Source organism: Sphingobium sp. HWE2-09 (assembly GCF_035989265.1).
In the GTDB taxonomy this organism is placed as follows: Bacteria; Pseudomonadota; Alphaproteobacteria; order Sphingomonadales; family Sphingomonadaceae; genus Sphingobium.
On sequence record NZ_JAYKZX010000001.1, the window covers coordinates 1,024,105 to 1,039,857 of the forward strand.

Genomic DNA, 15,753 nt, shown 5'->3' on the forward strand with positions numbered 1-15,753 from the left:
TCAAGCTCTCTGGCTCGACACGGCCACGATCTCGCCGGTCATGTAGGAGGACAGGTCGCTCGCCAGGAACATCATGACATTGGCGATTTCCCACACTTCGGCCGGGCGCTTGAACGCTTCCTTCTCGACCAGCTTGTCGAGCGCGTCCTGCGTCGTCACCTTGGCGAGGAAGGGGTGCATGGCGAGGCTGGGCGAGACGGCATTGATGCGCACGCCATGCTCCGCCGCCTCGATCGCGGCGCAGCGGGTGAAGGCCATGACGCCCGCCTTGGCCGCGGCATAATGGGCTTGGCCCTTCTGCGCGCGCCAGCCCAACACTGACGCATTGTTGACCATGACACCGGACTTCGCCGCATACATGGGCGGCAGGAAGGCGCGGGTCATGCGGAACAGCGACGTCAGCGTGACGTCGAACACGCGGTTCCACTGGTCGTCGGTCATATCGACAATGTCGGCCTCTCCGCCAAGACCCGCGTTATTGATCAGCACGTCCACTTTGCCCAGCGCCGCGATCGCCGCATCGCGCAAGCCTTGCACGGCGTCCTCGTTGGTCACGTCGCATACGAACAGGCCAGGGCGCTCGCCACCCACTTCGTCCGCAATCCGATCCGCCGCTTCGTTCAGGCGGCGTTCGTGGAAATCGCTGATGAAGACCTTTGCGCCTTCCTCGGCCGCGCGCTTGGCAGCGGAAAAGCCGATGCCGGTGCCCGCCGCCGCAGTGATGACGACCGTCTTGCCCTTGAGCAGCCCGCGCGGCTCGGGATAGGGCGGCACGGGGGAGGTGGGGGTAATCATGCAAAATCCTTCGCTGTTGCCAGGGCGCTTGCGGCCCCATGCTGATCGTCCGTCGCGTCGGCCTCGCCCGCCTGCTCGGCGTCCAGCAGCAGGCTAGCCAGCGCCTCACGATGCTGGTCGGGCGTGCCCAGCCAGCTGCTCGTCGCGCGCGCGCGCTTGAAATAGAGATGGGCGTGATGTTCCCAGGTAAAGCCGATGCCGCCATGCAGCTGGATCGCGTCGCCCGTGACAGACCGATAGGCGTCGGACGCATAGCTGCGGGCGATATGGCAGGCCTCCGCCATTTCCACGCCATCCTCGTCAATCGCGGCGGCGGCATAATAAGCAGCGGAGCGCGACGCCTCGATCAGCAGCATCATATCGGCCAGCATATGCTTATAAGCCTGGAACGATCCGATCAGACGGCCGAACTGCACCCGCTGCTTGGCGTAATCGACCGTGGCATCCAAGCTATATTGCATCCCGCCCGTCTGCTCGGCGGCCAGCAGCCCCGCGCCGATGGTCAGCGTCCGGGCGATCGCCGCCTTCGCACTGCCCGGCTCGCCCAGCAGCATGGCGGGCGTCACATCGCAATCGAACCGCAACGTGGCGAAACGCCGCGTGCGGTCGAGGCTAGGCAGCATCTCGATAGTCAGGCCCGGCGTCCCCGCTTCCAGCACGACCAGACTGTCGTCGGCGGTGGCGACCAGGATCAGGTCCGCGACATGACCGAACGGCACGAAATCGGCCGTGCCCGTCAGCCGCCCTTCCGACAGGGTCGGGCGGGCGGCCGTTCCGGCAAAACAGGCCCGCGTGCCCGATGCCAGAAGCGGAAGGAGTGTCGTACGCTGCCCCTCGTCTCCCGCCGCCAGCACCACCTGCACCGCCAGCACCGCCGTCTCGAAATAGGGCACGGGCGCAAGGACGCGGCCCGTTTCCTCCAGCACAAGCGCCATTTCGACCGCGCCCAGCCCCAGCCCGCCAAATTCCTCCGGCACCATCAGTCCGGCAAAACCCATCTCGCCCGCCAGCGCCTGCCACAGGCCGTCGTCAAAGCCGTCCGGCCCTTCCACTGCAGCGCGGATCACGTCGGGATTGGCCGCGTCGGTCAGGAAATCGCGTGCGGCGTCCTGGATGGCGCGCTGGTCGTCGCTGAGCGCAAAGTCCATCAGGCCGCTCCGTAAACCGGCTTGGCGGGTTCGCGGGTCTGGATCAAGCCGCGCACGATCCCGTCCATCTCGCTCGCCTCGATCCGCGCGCCCTTGTCGTAGGCGGGACTGTCGGTCCAGCCCTGCGAGAGGAAGACCTGACCGCCCTTCAGTTCGAACACCTGGCCGGTGACGCCCTTCGACTGTTCGGACACCAGATAGGCGACCAGCGGCGCCATATTCTCGGGCGCGAACAGGTCGAACTCGCCTTCCTTGGCTTCCATGTCGAAGGCACCGGTATTGGTCATCCGCGTGCGGGCATTGGGCGCCAGTGCATTGGCGGTGATGCCCAACCGCCCGAGTTCCGCCGCCTGGACCAGCGTCAGCCCGGCGATCCCCGCCTTGGCGGTGGAGTAGGCCGACTGACCAACCGACCCTTGCAGGCCCGCGCCGCTCGTCGTGTTGATGATGCGCGCATCGACCGGATGACCAGCCTTGCTCTGCGCGCGCCAATATTCCGCGGCATGGCGGCTCGTGCAGAAATGGCCGCGCAGATGGACGCGCAACACGGCGTCCCATTCCTCGGGCGAGCAGGTGAAGAACATCCGATCGCGCACGAAACCTGCATTGTTGACGACGGCGTGCAGCGCGCCGAACGTGTCGAGTGCCGCCTCGACCATGCGCTTGCCCGCATCCCAGTCGGCGACGTCATCGGTATTGGCGATGGCTTCACCGCCCATGGCGCGGATTTCATCGACCACCTGCTCGGCCGCGCCTTTGGTTTCGCCCGCCTCGCCATGGGTGCCCACGCCCAGATCGTTGACGACGACCTTCGCGCCTTCCGCCGCCAGGCCCAGCGCATAGGCCTTGCCCAGGCCATTGCCGGCCCCGGTTACGATCGCAACACGTCCTTCGCAGATACCCACGTCTTCTACTCCTTCATTGCGCCGGGACGGGGATCAGCAGATGCTGACTGACGTCCCCGACCAGATCGAGCAGCGCATAATCGCGCTCGGAAAAATGCCATTGCCCGTCCATCCGGACGAACGCGTCATGGTAACGGCCTACGCAGATCGCCTGTAAAGGCAGCGTCGGCGTGGCCTGGAAAACGGTGTAATAGGACCGGCAGGTGGCCGTGTCGGCTGCTTCATCCACCTCCACGATCGGATTGGTGATGACATGCTTGGTGCGCGGCGTGCCGCAGGGATAGAGGTGCACATGCGCGCGCCACAGCGCCAGCATCGGCGCCGATCCCTCCACCACATCGCCGTCGCCGGTCCGGATGCGCGCGCGTTCGAACAAAGCGGCGACCGCTTCCAGATCGCCTGCGTCCATCAGTTCGGCATAGCGATACAGCAGGTTCGTAATGAGCGTCGCACTGTTCATGCCTGCGACTCCGCCGCCTTGCGCTGGCGCGCCTGGGCCGTTTCGCCGGTGAGGCGGACGGCGATCGCGTCGGACGCGACGCGCTGCGCTTGGCGTTCGTCGCCTGCCGCAGCAAGCGGCTCGGCCTCGATCAGATCGGTCAACGCGGCGCGCGCCAGTTTCTGATACTCGCCCTGGCCGTCATTCTTCCACGTCACCTGATGCGGTTCGAACGTCTTGACCACCTTGGCCGGATTGCCGACCACCAGGCTGCGCGGCGGAGTCTGCGTATCGGACTTCACCAGGCTGAGCGCCGCGACCAGATTTTCCGGCCCGATGATCGCATTGTCCAGGATGACCGCATTCATGCCGATCAGGCTGTTCTCGCCAATCTCGCAGCCATGGATGATCGACCCGTGCGCGATCGTCGCGCCCCGGCGGATGATCGTGTCGCGCAACTGGTTGGCGTGAACCGTCACGCTGTCCTGGATGCTGCTGTCGCCTTCCACTACGATCCGCCCGAAATCGCCGCGCAGCGACGCACCCGGCGCGATGAAGCAGCCCGGCCCCACGATCACGTCGCCGATCAGCGACGCCAGCGGATGGACGTAGCTGGTCGGGTCAACCACGGGGACGATCCCCTGATAGGCGTAGCAGGGCATGGGGCGGGCCTTCCGATTACAGCCGCTCGATGATGGTGACGTTGGCCTGCCCGCCGCCCTCGCACATCGTCTGCAGGCCATAGCGGCCGCCGGTGCGCTCCAGTGCATTCAGCAGCGTCGTCATGATCCGCGCGCCGGTGGCGCCGATCGGATGGCCGAGCGCAATGCCGCCGCCCTGCACGTTCACCTTTTCATGCGGTACGCCCAGTTCCTGCATCCACGCCAGAGGAATGGACGCAAAGGCCTCGTTACATTCGAACAGGTCGATGTCGTCCACCGTCAGGCCCGTCTTGGCCAGCGCGTGCTGGGTCGCCGGGATAGGTCCGGTCAGCATCCAGACGGGATTGGCCGCCCGCACCGAAATATGATGGATGCGCGCGCGGGGCTTGAGGCCATAGTCCTTCACGGCACGTTCGCCTGCGATCAGCAGGGCGGCGGCCCCGTCGCAATTCTGGCTGGCCACGCCCGCCGTCACCTTGCCGCCTTCGCGCACCGGCTTGAGGCTGGCCATCCCTTCCAGCGTGCTGGTCGGACGGATCGTTTCGTCCTTCGCCAGCCCCTCGAATGGCGCGACCTCATTGTCGAACCAGCCATTGTCCCAAGCCGCCTGCGCGCGCAGATGGCTCGCCAGCGAGAATTGCTCCATCGCCTCGCGGCTGATGTTCCATTTGTCGGCGATCATCTCCGCCGATCGAATCTGGTCGATCTCCTCGTCGCCATAGCGTGCGTCCCAGCCTTTGGAGCCGCGGAACGGCCCTTTGTCGAAGCCGAATTGCGGACCGACATGCATCGCGGACGAAATGGGAATCTGGTTCATCGCCTGGCTCCCGCCCGCGACGACGATATCCTGCGTACCACTCATCACACCCTGCGCTGCAAAATGCACCGACTGTTGCGAGGAGCCGCATTGACGATCGATCGTCACGCCCGGAACATGCTCCGGCAGGCCAGCGACCAGCCAGGCGGTGCGGGCGATATCGCCTGCCTGTCCGCCGATGGTGTCGTTGCAACCCCACACCACATCGTCCACCAGATTGGCGTCCACCCCGGTACGGCGGATCAGTTCGGCGATGGGAAACGCCGCCAGGTCGGCGGGGTGGACATGGGCCAGGCTGCCCTTCTTGCGGCCGATCGGGGCACGGACGGCGTCGATGATATAGGCTTCAGCCATTTTTTGTCTCTCGTGCAAAGGTCTGGTCCGGCCCCATGGGCTGGTCGAACATGCGCGCGGCGATGCGCGCGCGATGGAAGGCGGGCGTGCCCCATGTCTGCGTCAGCGCGACCGTGCGCTTGAGGAAGAGGTGGACGTCCACCTCCCAGCTATAGCCCATCGCGCCATGCACCTGGATGGAGGCGCGGGCGGCCTTGTCTGCGGCTTCCAGCGCGACGATCTTGGCATGGCTGACGCGTGCGCGGCTCTGCACATCCTGCGCGCCGATTTCCGCCGCTGCAGCCGCCACGACCGGCTTGGCGAATTCGATGGCGGTCTGCGCGGAGGCGAGATGATGCTTGACCGCCTGATAGCTGCCGATCGGCTTGCCGAACTGCTGGCGCTCCTTCGCATAATCGACCGCCAGATCGACCGCGCGCTGGGCCAGACCCAGCGCCTGCGCGGCGGAAAACAGCGCGGCGCGATCCAGCGCCAGATCCCAGTCGCCCTTGCCGAGGGCGGTAGCATCGGCCGCGTCCCACGCCACCGAAAACAGGCGGCGGAACGGATCGATGCTGGGCTGCGCGGTCAATGTCACCTGATCGGGCGTGGCGAGGAAGGTTTCGCCATCCTTTTCCAGCAGGATCGCCGCCGCGCTATCGGCATTGGCGACGAAGGGATTGGCCGGATGGGCGATCGCGATGGTCGCGGTCGGATCGGTCAGGATCGCATGGTCGGGCGCCAGCGCCGCCAGCAGCGGCGCGGCCACGCCCGCGCTTTCGACCAGCGGTTCGGGCAGGGCGACATAGCCCGCTTCCTGCGCGATAAGGGCGAAGTCGGTTTCGGCAAGGCCGATGCCGCCCGCCGCTTCGGGCAGCAGCACCAGCGTCAGCCCGGTTTCGACGATTCCGGCCCAGCGCGCATCGTCGCGCGCGACGCCCGCTTCCATCATCTTGCGCCAATGGTCGGGCGTGCAGCTATCGGCGAACAGCGTCCGCGCCGTTTCCGCAAACATCAGTTGCTCGTCGTTCAGGGTGAAGTCCATCTGCGCTCCTCCCTTTAGCGTGGCAGGCCGAGCATGCGCTCGGCGATGATGTTGCGCTGAATCTCGTTCGACCCGGCATAGATAGGACCGGCGAGCGCGAAGATATAGTCGTCGATCCAATCCACCGGCGCCGCGTCCGGCGCGTCGTGCGTCAATTCCGCCAATGGGCCAAGGATGGCCAGCGCCGTCTGGGTCAGGTGGATGTCCATTTCCGACCAGAAGATCTTGTTGGTGCTCGCTTCCGGCCCGATCTTCGCGCCCGCGATCAGGCGCGACGCGGTTTGATAGATGTTAAGCGCGTAAGCGTCCGCATTCATGTGCGCGCGCACGACATCGGCTTCCAGCGCGGGATCGGCGCTGTTGCCATGCGCGGTCCACAGATCGGCCAGCTTGGCCGCCGCCACCTGATAGCGGGCAGGGGAGCGCAGCATCAGCCCGCGCTCGAAACCGGCCGTCGCCATGCAGATATGCCAGCCCTGGCCTTCGTCACCCAGCCGGTTGAAGGCGGGAACGCGGACATCCTCCAGGAAAATTTCGGCGAACCCGATATGGCCGTTGATCTTCTTGATCGCATTGACGGTCACGCCGGGCGCATCGAGCGGGAAGAAGATGAGGCTCAGCCCCTTGTGCCGTTCCGTTCCGGGCGTGCGGAACAGACCGAATGCCCAGTCGGCGAACACGGCGCGGCTCGACCAGATCTTGTGGCCGTTCAGCACATAGTCGTCGCCATCCTGCACGCAGGTGGCGCGCACCCCTGCCAGATCGCTGCCCGCCTGCGGCTCCGACCAGGCCTGCGCCCAGATTTCCTCGCCGCTCGCCATCTTGGGCAGGAAGCGCTGCTTCTGTTCATGCGTGCCGAATTCGATCAGCGTGGGTCCGAGCAGGAAGATGCCGTTCTGGTTGACCCGCCCCGGTGCCCCGGCGCGATAATATTCCTCCTCGAAGATCAGCCATTGGATCAGGTCCAGGCCACGCCCGCCATATTCGGTGGGCCATGTCACCATGCCCCAGTCGCCGGATTTTAGCGTCTTTTCCCATTGGCGATGGGCTTCGAAGCCTTCGCGGGTCGCGTCGAAATGCTCCAGCGGCGCGGCTGGCACATTGGCGGCCAGCCAGGCGCGCACTTCGGCGCGAAACGCCTGCTGCTGGGGGGTGTAAGTCAGGTCCATCAGAACTTCGCCGTGCCCTTTCCGTCGGCAAAGGCGTCGCGCGCCTTCTGGCTGTCTTCATGCATATACATTTCCAGGGTGAAGCCCTGTTCGATGCGGTAATGGGCGGATGGGTCGGTCGGCTCGATCAGGTTCAGCGCCTGCTTGGCGATGACGAGCGCCGCGCGGCTCTTGGACGCGATGATCTCGCAGAAGGCATAGGCCTCGTCCTTCAACTGCTCCAGCGGCACGACCTTGTGGATCGACCCGTGGCGATGCGCATCCTCGACCGATATTCTTCCGCCGGTGAAGAAATTGGCGCGGACCATCTGGACCGGCAGCATCCGGCTCATGAAGGCCGCGCCGCCCATCGCGCCGCGATCAATCTCTGGCAGCGAGAAATAGGCGCCCTCCGCCGCGATCAGCGCGTCGCAGGCGCCTGCGATATTGACGCCGCCGCCGATGACGAAACCGTGCAGCGCGCCGACCACGGGGATCGCGCATTCGCGGATCGCCTTGAAGGTCTGATAATTATCGCGGTTGAGCTTGGCGATCCGCTCGGGATGCGCCGCCATTTCCTTGATGTCGACGCCGCCGCAAAAGCCGCGACCCTCGGCGCGGATCAGGATGCAGCGCACATCCTCGTTCGCCGCCGCTTCCCACACCAGCGCGGGGATCGATTCCCAGCCCAGCGTGTCGAAGGCGTTGACCGGCGGATGGTCGAACAGGATTTCGGCGATGCGGTCCTTGACCGTCAGGGTAATGGGCATGTCTTGTCCTCTCTCAGGCGACCGGCGCCGAAGCGGGCAGGGGTTCACGGCCCAGCGCGGCCAGCGATGCAAGCCGCTCATGTGCTTCGGCGACGATGCGGTCGACCAGTTCCTGGCAACTCGGGATCTCGCCAATCCGGCCACCCACGACGCCGGTCGCCATCACGCCCTGTTCGATGTCGCCATCGACCACCGCCTTCTGGATCAGCATCGGCATGGTCGCGGACATCATCGCCTGCTTGAGCGGCATGGCGCCATGGGCGGTCATGCCGCGCGCCGCCTTGATGAGGCCGAGCCAGGACGCGCCGGTCTGCTTCTTCATCGCAAGGCTCGCTTCGAAGGCGCGCAGCCACAGGCCGATTTCGCCGGACTTTTCGATCCGGTCCATCAGCTTGGTCCGCACCATGCGCTGCGGGATGCCGTCCAGCTTGGTGGTGACGACGATGCCGTCGGTCGACGCCTTGAGATATTCCGCCTTGGCGCTGTCGGGCACCGGGCTTTCCTTCGTCAGCAGGAAGCGCGTGCCCATGGCAATGCCGACCGCGCCATAAGCCATCGCCGCCGCCAAGCCACGCCCGTCGGCAAAGCCGCCGCTCGCGATCACCGGCACCTTCACCGCGTCCAGCACCTGCGGCAGCAGCACGGTGGTGGGCACCGATCCGGTATGCCCGCCGCCTTCGCCGCCCTGGACATTGACCATGTCGACACCCAGTTCGACCATCTTCTGCGCATGCTTCACCGCGCCGACGGTGGGCACGCACAAGATGCCCGCGTCCTTGAACCGCCCGATCATCTTGGCGTTGGGCCCACGCCCGAAGCTGACCGCGCGCACCTGGTCCTTATTCTCCAGGATCAGGTCGACGATTGCGTCCGCGCCCGGCTGGAAACTGTGGAAATTGACGCCGAACGGCTTGTCCGTGCCCCGCCGCACCGCCAGCAGCTTTTCGCGCGCCTCCGGCGGGGTCATCACCGCCGCGCCCAGAAAGCCGAACGCGCCCGCATTGCTCGACCCGATCACCAGCGACGGCTCGGCGACCCAGCCCATTGCGGTCTGGATGATCGGCCAGCGGCAGCCCAGTCGTTCGGTCAGAATCGTGTGCAGCGGCTCGCCCATCATTCGCTCGCCTGCTTCTTGTCCGCGGGCGTTTCGCCCGCCTCACGCTTGTTCGCCGCGGCCATTTCCTTGGCGCCCAGCCCGGCGATGGAACTGCCCTGGACCAGGTCGTTCTGCGCATGAGCGAAATGGTGCATATGATATTGCGCGTCCATCGCGTTGCGCTTGCCCATCAGTTCCTCGACATGGTTGATAGCCTGCTTGGTCAGCCAGTTGCCGAGGCGCGGCTGCGCGACCAGCTTGGCCGCCATCGCCGCCACCGTCTCGCGCAGCGCCTCGCGCGACACGATCTTGTTGACCATGCCGAACTGTTCGGCGCGCTGTGCGCTCATCCGTTCGCCCAGCAGCAGAAATTCCTTGGCGACGCGCGGCGGCAGTTCATAGGCGTGGGCGAAATATTCGACGCCCGGAATGCCCATGCGGTTGACCGGGTCCTGGAAGAAGGCATCGTCGGTCGCGACGATCAGGTCGCAGACCCAGGCGAGCATCAGCCCGCCCGCGACACAAGCGCCCTGCACCATGGCGATGGTCGGCTTGGCCACGTCGCGCCAGCGTCGGCACATGCCGACATATTGCTCCTTCTCGCGCGTGTAAAGCAGTTCGGCGGCGGGCTTGTTGACATGCCCCGGCACCATCAGCCGGTTCTCGAAATGCTGATGCACGTCGCGGCCCGGCGTCCCGATGTCGTGCCCGGCGGAAAAATGCTTGCCGTTGCCGCCCAGCACGATGCAGCGCACGTCGTCGTCCGCCGACGCGCGGATGAACGCATCGTCTAGTGCATAGGTCATCTGGCCATTCTGGGCATTGTTGAAGCCCGGCCGGTTTAGCATGATCCACGCGACCTGGTCGATCACCTCATAGGTGACCGGCATGTCGGTCTCATAGACGATGTCGACCTGCTGCGGTTCGACAAGGCGATCGGTCTCGTTCATGTCAGGCGGCTTTCCGGTCTCCGGCGGGATTGTCCTTGAACACGGTCGCCCGCACATTGTTGGGGTCGATCTGCGCGATGATCGCCAGTTGTTCGGTCGTGGGCGCGGGGGTCGTCGGAATCTCGTCGGCGATCTTCGCCAACGGGAAGCCGGTATTGTCCTGCACCTCCTCGAAGGTGACGCCGGGATGCAGCGACACGACGCGGATCTGGTGGTCGGGACCGCCGAAATCCATCACGCACAGGTTGGTGACGATGATGCGCAGGTCCAGCCCCTTGGGCGGCTGGCCGTTGACATAGCGCGCCGGATTATAGCCCGCCATGCACACGAAATCGACTTCGCCCTCAATGAAGGACCGCTTGTTATGATTGGGAAAGAAGAAGCTGTTGGGATGACTGATCGAGTTGCCGGGAAAGCCGCGCGCGCCCAGCATGGCGATCTTGGGCTTCTTATGATCACCGATCGCACTGATGTTCGCCTGACCATAGCGGTCCAGCTGCACCGGGCCGACCAGTGCATGGCGCTTGCCGCTCCACAGCGCGGAAAAGACGCGGTCATAATTGGCGATGCCCTCGAACTCCGGTTCGGCGGTACGCTTGCCCGGGCCGACCGGCTCACTGGTATAATAGACTTCGCCGTCCGTGGTCTGGATGGCGGGGGCGAAGGTCAGCTTAGCGAGGCCCGCGCCGATCCGGGGCAGGGGGCCGATGCCGGTCGCCATCACCTCGCCATTGTCGCGCCAGGCTTGCGCGCAGGCGACGATGACGAGTTCAGCGAGCGAATAGGGGGTGTCGGTCATGGCTCTGGCTCTCGCTCAATAGATGGGGACGGGCAGGGCAGCGACGGCATCCGCGCCGCCGATCGCGGCCTGATAGTCGGCCTCGGACACGTCGATATATTTGGCCTTATAGTCCGCCCAGGCGTCGGGCGAAGCGGCGCTGTCGACATAGGTCTTGATGTGTTTCAGATCGAGCTGATAGTCCGGATCGGCGCTCGTGGGATGCGCACCCAGCGGCGTTTCGGCGACGCCGGTGATCATCGCGCGCTCCACTAGATTATAGCGGCTGTTGGCCTTCATATCCAGATCGGCGGTCGAGACGATCTTTTCGACCGTGGCAAAGCTCTTGCCCGCAGCGCGGACCAGCAATTCGTCGAACAGGGCGTCCTTGCTGAGCGTCAGTAGGTTGCCGCGTTCGTCGGACCGGTGCGCGTGGATCAGCGCGACGTCGGGGACCAGCGCGGGCATGGCGACCAGTTCCTCGCCATCGCCATAGGGGCTTTTGACGAATTTGAAGTCGAAACCTGATTGTTTGATGATGTCGGTGCCGATGCCCACGCGCGTCGGCAGGAAGGGCAGCTTCATCGCCCCGGCGCGCAGACCCCAGTGATACAGGCCTTCATCCAGTTCCAGCACTTCGAACGCGCCCGACTGGCGGCCGTTGCGGAAATGCGGCTCCAGCGGAAAATGGTCGAGGCTGGCGAAGGCGAACACCAGTTTCCTGATCTTGCCCGACGCAGCCAGGATGCCGACGTCCGGCCCGCCATAGCCCGCCATCACCGTCAGATCCTTCAGTCCCGAACGTGCAATCGCGCGGATCAGCGCCATGGGCTTGCGCCGCGTCGCCCAGCCACCGATGCCGATGGTCATGCCGTCGGAAAGTTGATCGACGATGTCGTCCACCGTCATGCGCTTGTCGAGCATAGTCTCAGTCATCCTTTGAGTTAGTCCTGTTCGTGGGCCCATTTATGGCCCCAATCGCTTACGCCCAGGCTGGTCGTCGGCACCCAGGTCGCCGGATCGATGACCAGGCCGTTCCATCCATATTCAATGTCGAACCCGCCCGGCGTCTGCATATAGAAAGACGTCATCTTGTCGTTCACATGCCGTCCCAGCGTCGCCGACAGCGGCACCTTGCCCTTGCTCTTGAGCACCCGATCATAGGCGCGGCCGACATCTTCCAGCGCCCCGACTTCCAGCATCATATGCACCGCGCCATTGGGGCTTTCGGGCAATTGACCCAGCGCCAGGCTGTGGTGACGGCTATTGCAGTGGAGAAACGCAAAGCCGACCCCCGGATCGTCCGCCCCGCCACCCATCAGGTAGAAGCGGCCAAGGTCGGTATCGCCAAAGCCCAGCACATCCTTGTAGAATTGATGCGTTTCCTCGAAATTTGGCGCGGTCAGGACGATATGGCCCAGTCCCATGTCGCCATTGTCGCCCGTAACGAAACGGGTGACGGCGGCGGGCGATACGAACGGCGCATAATCGACGAAGCGACCATAGAATAATTCCATGGCATTGCCCGCCGGGTCCGACGATCGCGCCAGTTCATACACCTGGCGCGCGCGCGCTTCCATGACGTCGGCGCGTTCCACCGGGCGGCCTGCCGCCTCCAATGCCGCAAGCGCCGCCTCGAAATCCGCGCGAGTCGCACATTCCCAGCCCGGCGCGACGAAAGCATCGCGATCGCTCTGCTGCACCCAGAGGCGAAAGGGCCGGTCGTCCATGCGGAACAGCGCAACATCGGCCCGATCCGACTGCGCAGGCATCAATCCCGCAACATCACAGGCGAAATCCCGCCAAGCCGACAGGTCGCGCGCCTCGATAATCACATAGCCCAGCGATTTTACTGCCATTTCCTGCTGCCCTGCCCCATTGTCCCTCTATCGTTCGCGGCTTGTCACTTGCATCGTTAAACCGTCAATTTGACTACGCAAATCTTTTCGCGATACGCATGTCGGCCATCAAATCTCGCACGACGATCATGGTCATGCAACGATCCAATGGTAATTCGTTCGTGAATCGACTATAAGCATCGCGCAGAATGTGCAAGCCCTGTTTGTCTTGACGTTTTGCGTAAAGAAGAATTATATAAGCTACGCATGTTGCCGATATGGGTGACGCAGCTTTTGATGGAGACGATGATGGCGGGATTGGCGGCAAGTCCACTGACGGGTGCGGTAGAGGCGGCCGTGCCATCGCCTGAGACGCTGGTTGAGCGCGCCCGCGCCATGATCCCGGTCCTACGGGAACGCGCCCGCGCCTGCGTCAAGGCTGGCAATGTGTCCGACGAAACCATTGCGGAGATGAAGGCGGCCGGCTTCTTCCTCATTCTTCAGCCGCGCCGCTGGGGCGGCTATGAAATGCATCCCAATGTCTTTTTCGACGTGCAAAAGGCGCTGGCCGAAGGCTGCATGTCGACCGGATGGATGTATGGCGTCGTCGGATGCCACCCCTATGAACTCGCGCTGTTCCACGACGAAGCGCAGGCGGAGGTGTGGACCGACAATCCCGACATGCTCGTATCGTCCACCTATCAGCCGGTGGGCAAGGTCGAAACGGCCGAAGGCGGCTTCTATCTGTCCGGACGCTGGGGCTTCTCGACCGGATCGACCCATTGCGGCTGGGTGCTATTGGGCGCGATCAATTTCGACACCAATGGCGGCCCGCCCGACATGCGCACCTTCCTGCTGCCGCGCACCGATTATCAGGTGATCGAAGGCGCATGGGACACATTCGGTCTTCAGGGCACGGGCAGCTTCGACATCCTGGTCGACCGCGTATTCGTCCCCGATTATCGCACGCACAAGGCCAGCGACGGTTTTGCCTGCGCCAATCCGGGGCAGAAGGAAAATGACGGTCCGCTCTATCGTCTGCCCTGGGCGCAGGTGTTCATGCGCTCGGTTTCGACGGCAGCCTTCGGTGGCGCGCGCGCCGCGACCAATGCGGCGATAGAGATCATGCAGAACCGGGTGTCCACCAACACGGGCAAGGCGGCCAAGGCCGATCCCTTCCTTCACGCCGCGATCGCGCGGGCGATCGCCGAAGTGAACGAGATGGAACTGACTCATCGCAGCGCCTTTGATGAGATGATGGGCTATGCGGAGCGCGGCGAACCCGTGCCGATGGAACGGCGCGGCCTGTTTGCCTATCAGTCGGCCAGCGTCGTGCGGCGCATGGCGGATCTGGTCGATGACATGGTGAAGCTGCTGGGCGGCCGGGCGGTCTATATGTCCAGCCCGATCCTCCAGCCCTGGCTCGATCTGCACGCGGCCCGCGCGCATGTTGCCAATGATCCGGCCAACCGTACCAGCGACGTCATCGGCACGATGCACGGCGAACCGCCCGCCTTCACGTTCATCTAGAGCGGTTTGTGATCCGATTGCATCGGCCCAACCGCTCTAGATTATTGGTTTTACGCGATTTCCGAGTCATCGGATGAGTCCATCTGATTGGAAATCGCTCTAGGAGGAGCCATCATGGCAGAGGCATTGGCCCGCAAGACGTACAGCGTCACGGGCGGATATGATATTTCGGTTGCCGAACTGGGCGCCGGTCCGGTCGTCGTGTTCATCCATGGCAGCGGCCCGGGCGCGTCGGGCGCGTCCAACTTCCGGCAGAATGCGCAGGCCTTTGCTGACGCAGGCTATCGCGTCGTGCTGCCGGACCTGATCGGCTACGGCCAATCCTCCAAGCCGGAGGGGCTGGACTATACGCTTCAGCTCTTCACCGACACGCTCTACGAAGCGCTGCTCGCTCATGGCGTGGAAAAGGCGACTCTGGTCGGCAATTCGCTCGGCGGCGGGATCGCCATTCAGATCGCGCTCGACCATCCGGAATTTGTCGATCGTCTGATCCTGATGGCGCCGGGCTGCATCCACCCGCGCGAGGAATATTTCAAGATGCCGGGTATCGCCGGCATGGTCAGTTCCTTTGGCGGCGAAGATTTCAGCGAAGATGAGCAGCGTCGTCTCATAACCAATCTGGTATATGATCCCGTCCATGTCACCGACGCCCTGGTGAAGGAGCGCTTCGCGGTCGCCCGCACCCAGCCCAAGGACGTGATCGTCCGTATGCGCACCCCGGACCTCGGGCCGCGTCTGGGCGAACTCAAGATGCCGATCCTGCTCTTCTGGGGCTATAATGAACGCTTCATGCCGCTGGAAGGGATCACGCTGTTCTTCGAGGCGTGCGACGATGTCCGCTGCATCACCTTCAACAAGGTCGGCCATTGGGTGCAGGTAGAGCGCGCCGCGGAATTCAACCGCGCGTCGCTGGATTTCCTGCGTGGCTAGCAATCCCGACCCGATCGCCGCTGCCATGGACATAAGCATGGACTTTCGCGGCGCGATGCGGCGTCTGGCGTCGGGCGTGGCGATCGTCGTCGCGCGCGGCGACGGCGCGCCGGTCGGCATGGCGGCCACTTCGATCACGTCGCTGACGATGGACCCGCCCGCTCTGCTGGTCTGCGTCAACCAGTCGGCGGGCATCCATCCCTGCCTGTCGCCCGGCTGCCCGATCAGCATCAACATCCTGTCGCGGCATCAGCAGCATGTCTCGGCTGCGTTCGGCGGCGCGGTGGCGCGGGACAAGCGGTTCGAGGTCGGCCAATGGATCGCGGACGATGCTGATCTGCCGATACTGAACGAAGCGCAGGCCAATATGAGCTGCACGATCGACAGCATGACGCCCTTTGGCACGCACAGCATCGTCGTCGCCCGCGTCAACGCCGTGCGCTTGTCCGAAACGGTCCAACCCCTCATCTACCAGGATGGAGTCTATTTGTGAGCGACATAGAAGCGCAAAGCCTGAATGACAGCCTTGCGGACGAACTGTATCGCGCCCTGCGGGACGAACGCACCGT

17 protein-coding genes are annotated in these 15,753 nt (G+C 64.3%); 3 read left to right on the forward strand and 14 right to left on the reverse strand.

Features of this window, described 5'->3' with window-relative positions; genetic code table 11:
• From U5A89_RS04710 to U5A89_RS04775, 14 genes are read right to left on the reverse strand one after another with little or no spacing between them, the layout of a single operon-like run.
• A complete protein-coding gene (locus tag U5A89_RS04710) occupies window positions 1–795 on the reverse strand; it encodes an SDR family oxidoreductase (protein ID WP_338160004.1) in 795 nt (264 codons plus the stop codon).
• On the reverse strand, window positions 792–1,943 hold the full coding sequence (locus U5A89_RS04715; RefSeq protein ID WP_338160005.1) for an acyl-CoA dehydrogenase family protein: 1,152 nt from the start codon (window positions 1,941–1,943) through the stop codon (window positions 792–794). The genes U5A89_RS04710 and U5A89_RS04715 overlap by 4 nt, the downstream gene beginning before the upstream one ends.
• On the reverse strand, window positions 1,943–2,848 hold the full coding sequence (locus U5A89_RS04720; protein WP_338160006.1) for an SDR family oxidoreductase: 906 nt from the start codon (window positions 2,846–2,848) through the stop codon (window positions 1,943–1,945). Before U5A89_RS04720 ends, U5A89_RS04715 begins: the two co-directional genes overlap by 1 nt.
• 13 nt (window positions 2,849–2,861) lie before the next feature.
• Entirely contained in the window at window positions 2,862–3,308 is a 447-nt protein-coding gene (locus tag U5A89_RS04725) for a nuclear transport factor 2 family protein (RefSeq protein WP_338160007.1), read from the reverse strand.
• Window positions 3,305–3,949 carry a gamma carbonic anhydrase family protein gene (locus tag U5A89_RS04730; protein WP_338160008.1) on the reverse strand — a complete coding sequence of 215 codons (645 nt, stop codon included), beginning with the start codon at window positions 3,947–3,949 and terminating at the stop codon, window positions 3,305–3,307. The genes U5A89_RS04725 and U5A89_RS04730 overlap by 4 nt, the downstream gene beginning before the upstream one ends.
• A gap of 16 nt (window positions 3,950–3,965) precedes the next feature.
• Window positions 3,966–5,120 carry an acetyl-CoA C-acetyltransferase gene (locus tag U5A89_RS04735; RefSeq protein ID WP_338160009.1) on the reverse strand — a complete coding sequence of 385 codons (1,155 nt, stop codon included), beginning with the start codon at window positions 5,118–5,120 and terminating at the stop codon, window positions 3,966–3,968.
• Window positions 5,113–6,144 carry an acyl-CoA dehydrogenase family protein gene (locus U5A89_RS04740; protein WP_338160010.1) on the reverse strand — a complete coding sequence of 344 codons (1,032 nt, stop codon included), beginning with the start codon at window positions 6,142–6,144 and terminating at the stop codon, window positions 5,113–5,115. The genes U5A89_RS04735 and U5A89_RS04740 overlap by 8 nt, the downstream gene beginning before the upstream one ends.
• Window positions 6,145–6,158: 14 nt before the next feature.
• The gene (locus U5A89_RS04745) at window positions 6,159–7,313 is read right to left on the reverse strand and encodes an acyl-CoA dehydrogenase (protein WP_338160011.1); all 1,155 of its coding nucleotides are present in this window, start codon (window positions 7,311–7,313) and stop codon (window positions 6,159–6,161) included.
• Window positions 7,313–8,062: an enoyl-CoA hydratase family protein gene (locus U5A89_RS04750; protein WP_338160012.1), complete on the reverse strand. Its 750-nt coding sequence runs from the start codon at window positions 8,060–8,062 to the stop codon at window positions 7,313–7,315. The genes U5A89_RS04745 and U5A89_RS04750 overlap by 1 nt, the downstream gene beginning before the upstream one ends.
• Before the next feature lie 13 nt (window positions 8,063–8,075).
• A complete protein-coding gene (locus U5A89_RS04755) occupies window positions 8,076–9,179 on the reverse strand; it encodes an NAD(P)H-dependent flavin oxidoreductase (RefSeq protein WP_338160013.1) in 1,104 nt (367 codons plus the stop codon).
• Complete coding sequence (locus tag U5A89_RS04760) at window positions 9,176–10,108, reverse strand: enoyl-CoA hydratase (protein ID WP_338160014.1); 933 nt, start codon at window positions 10,106–10,108, stop codon at window positions 9,176–9,178. Before U5A89_RS04760 ends, U5A89_RS04755 begins: the two co-directional genes overlap by 4 nt.
• Before the next feature lies 1 nt (window position 10,109).
• Window positions 10,110–10,907, reverse strand: coding sequence for a CoA-transferase subunit beta (locus U5A89_RS04765; protein WP_338160015.1), 798 nt, complete (start codon window positions 10,905–10,907; stop codon window positions 10,110–10,112).
• 15 nt (window positions 10,908–10,922) lie between these two features.
• Window positions 10,923–11,822, reverse strand: a complete 900-nt coding sequence (locus U5A89_RS04770; protein ID WP_338160016.1) for a CoA transferase subunit A — start codon at window positions 11,820–11,822, stop codon at window positions 10,923–10,925.
• An 8-nt stretch (window positions 11,823–11,830) separates the two neighbouring features.
• On the reverse strand, window positions 11,831–12,745 hold the full coding sequence (locus U5A89_RS04775; RefSeq protein ID WP_338160017.1) for a VOC family protein: 915 nt from the start codon (window positions 12,743–12,745) through the stop codon (window positions 11,831–11,833).
• Between the two features lie 375 nt (window positions 12,746–13,120).
• Between U5A89_RS04775 and U5A89_RS04780 the strand changes: the two genes are divergently transcribed.
• From U5A89_RS04780 to U5A89_RS04790, 3 genes are all read left to right on the forward strand, one after another.
• Window positions 13,121–14,254: an acyl-CoA dehydrogenase family protein gene (locus U5A89_RS04780; RefSeq protein ID WP_445190626.1), complete on the forward strand. Its 1,134-nt coding sequence runs from the start codon at window positions 13,121–13,123 to the stop codon at window positions 14,252–14,254.
• A gap of 114 nt (window positions 14,255–14,368) precedes the next feature.
• On the forward strand, window positions 14,369–15,184 hold the full coding sequence (locus U5A89_RS04785; RefSeq protein ID WP_338160018.1) for an alpha/beta fold hydrolase: 816 nt from the start codon (window positions 14,369–14,371) through the stop codon (window positions 15,182–15,184).
• Window positions 15,177–15,677 carry a flavin reductase family protein gene (locus U5A89_RS04790; RefSeq protein ID WP_338160019.1) on the forward strand — a complete coding sequence of 167 codons (501 nt, stop codon included), beginning with the start codon at window positions 15,177–15,179 and terminating at the stop codon, window positions 15,675–15,677. Before U5A89_RS04785 ends, U5A89_RS04790 begins: the two co-directional genes overlap by 8 nt.
• The last annotated feature ends 76 nt before the right edge of the window (window positions 15,678–15,753 follow it).